The sequence below is a fragment of the Lysinibacillus sp. GW821-FHT14F06 genome (genome assembly GCF_058803665.1).
This window is the reverse complement of record NZ_JBXAPF010000067.1, coordinates 1-2949: the sequence shown is the minus strand read 5'-3', so window position 1 is coordinate 2949 and position 2949 is coordinate 1. Positions and strand designations below refer to the sequence as shown.

Genomic DNA, 2949 nt, shown 5'->3' with positions numbered 1-2949 from the left:
GCATTGAATGCTTCAAACATGTTGGTTAAGTCCTCGATCGATTAGTATTCGTCAGCTCCATGTGTCACCACACTTCCACCTCGAACCTATCTACCTCATCGTCTTTGAGGGATCTTACTTACTTGCGTAATGGGAAATCTCATCTTGAGGGGGGCTTCATGCTTAGATGCTTTCAGCACTTATCCCGTCCACACATAGCTACCCAGCGATGCCTTTGGCAAGACAACTGGTACACCAGCGGTGTGTCCATCCCGGTCCTCTCGTACTAAGGACAGCTCCTCTCAAATTTCCTACGCCCACGACGGATAGGGACCGAACTGTCTCACGACGTTCTGAACCCAGCTCGCGTACCGCTTTAATGGGCGAACAGCCCAACCCTTGGGACCGACTACAGCCCCAGGATGCGATGAGCCGACATCGAGGTGCCAAACCTCCCCGTCGATGTGGACTCTTGGGGGAGATAAGCCTGTTATCCCCGGGGTAGCTTTTATCCGTTGAGCGATGGCCCTTCCATGCGGAACCACCGGATCACTAAGCCCGTCTTTCGACCCTGCTCGACTTGTAGGTCTCGCAGTCAAGCTCCCTTGTGCCTTTACACTCTACGAATGATTTCCAACCATTCTGAGGGAACCTTTGGGCGCCTCCGTTACCTTTTAGGAGGCGACCGCCCCAGTCAAACTGTCCGCCTGACACTGTCTCCTGCCCCGCTAAGGGGCATGGGTTAGAATTTCAATACAACCAGGGTAGTATCCCACCGACGCCTCCTTCGAAGCTGGCGCTCCGAGATCTCTGGCTCCTACCTATCCTGTACAAGTTGTACCAAAATTCAATATCAGGCTACAGTAAAGCTCCACGGGGTCTTTCCGTCCTGTCGCGGGTAACCTGCATCTTCACAGGTACTATAATTTCACCGAGTCTCTCGTTGAGACAGTGCCCAGATCGTTACGCCTTTCGTGCGGGTCGGAACTTACCCGACAAGGAATTTCGCTACCTTAGGACCGTTATAGTTACGGCCGCCGTTTACTGGGGCTTCAATTCGCAGCTTCGCTTGCGCTAACCACTCCTCTTAACCTTCCAGCACCGGGCAGGCGTCAGCCCCTATACGTCACCTTACGGTTTTGCAGAGACCTGTGTTTTTGCTAAACAGTCGCCTGGGCCTATTCACTGCGGCTCTCATGCGCTTGCACGCTCAAGAGCACCCCTTCTCCCGAAGTTACGGGGTCATTTTGCCGAGTTCCTTAACGAGAGTTCTCTCGCACACCTTAGGATTCTCTCCTCGACTACCTGTGTCGGTTTGCGGTACGGGCACCTCTCACCTCGATAGAGGCTTTTCTTGGCAGTGTGAAATCAGGAACTTCGTCCATACGGACTCGCCATCACAGCTCAACGTTACAGTGTGCGGATTTGCCTACACACACGCCTTACTGCTTGGACGCGCACAACCAACGGCGCGCTTACCCTATCCTACTGCGTCCCCCCATTTCTCAAACGGTGAGGAGGTGGTACAGGAATATCAACCTGTTGTCCATCGCCTACGCCTATCGGCCTCGGCTTAGGTCCCGACTAACCCTGAGCGGACGAGCCTTCCTCAGGAAACCTTAGTCATACGGTGGACGGGATTCTCACCCGTCTTTCGCTACTCATACCGGCATTCTCACTTCTAAGCGCTCCACCAGTCCTTCCGGTCTGACTTCAACGCACTTAGAACGCTCTCCTACCACTGACATCGTAGATGTCAATCCACAGCTTCGGTGAATCGTTTAGCCCCGATACATTTTCGGCGCAGCGTCACTCGACCAGTGAGCTATTACGCACTCTTTAAATGATGGCTGCTTCTAAGCCAACATCCTGGTTGTCTGTGCAACGCCACATCCTTTTCCACTTAACGATTACTTTGGGACCTTAGCTGGTGGTCTGGGCTGTTTCCCTTTTGACTACGGATCTTATCACTCGCAGTCTGACTCCCGTGTATAAATATCTGGCATTCGGAGTTTGTCTGAATTCGGTAAACCGGGATGGCCCCCTAGTCCAAACAGTGCTCTACCTCCAGTATTCTCATCACGAGGCTAGCCCTAAAGCTATTTCGGAGAGAACCAGCTATCTCCAAGTTCGATTGGAATTTCTCCGCTACCCACACCTCATCCCCGCACTTTTCAACGTGCGTGGGTTCGGGCCTCCAGTAAGTGTTACCTTACCTTCACCCTGGACATGGGTAGATCACCTGGTTTCGGGTCTACGACCACGTACTATTTCGCCCTATTCAGACTCGCTTTCGCTGCGGCTCCGCCTTCTAAAGCTTAACCTCGCACGTAATCGTAACTCGCCGGTTCATTCTACAAAAGGCACGCTATCACCCATTAACGGGCTCTAACTACTTGTAGGCACACGGTTTCAGGATCTCTTTCACTCCCCTTCCGGGGTGCTTTTCACCTTTCCCTCACGGTACTGGTTCACTATCGGTCACTAGGTAGTATTTAGCCTTGGGAGATGGTCCTCCCGGATTCCGACGGAATTTCACGTGTTCCGCCGTACTCAGGATCCACTCTGGAGAGAACGAACTTTCGACTACAGGGCTTTTACCTGCTCTGGCGGACCTTTCCAAGTCGCTTCATCTAACTCGCTCTTTTGTAACTCCGTATAGAGTGTCCTACAACCCCAAGAGGCAAGCCTCTTGGTTTGGGCTCTTCCCGTTTCGCTCGCCGCTACTCAGGGAATCGATTTTTCTTTCTCTTCCTCCAGGTACTTAGATGTTTCAGTTCCCTGGGTCTGCCTTCAAGACGCTATGTATTCACGTCAAGATACTACGCGATTAAACGTAGTGGGTTCCCCCATTCGGAAATCTCCGGATCAAAGCTCACTTACAGCTCCCCGAAGCATATCGGTGTTAGTGCCGTCCTTCTTCGGCTCCTAGTGCCAAGGCATTCGCCGTGCGCCCTTAATAACTTAACC

At 52.5% G+C, this 2949-nt stretch carries 1 rRNA gene; it reads right to left on the bottom strand.

Annotation, left to right across the window (positions count from 1 at the left end):
• Window positions 1-21: 21 nt before the first annotated feature.
• Window positions 22-2949, bottom strand: a 23S ribosomal RNA gene (locus AC1RNS_RS26360).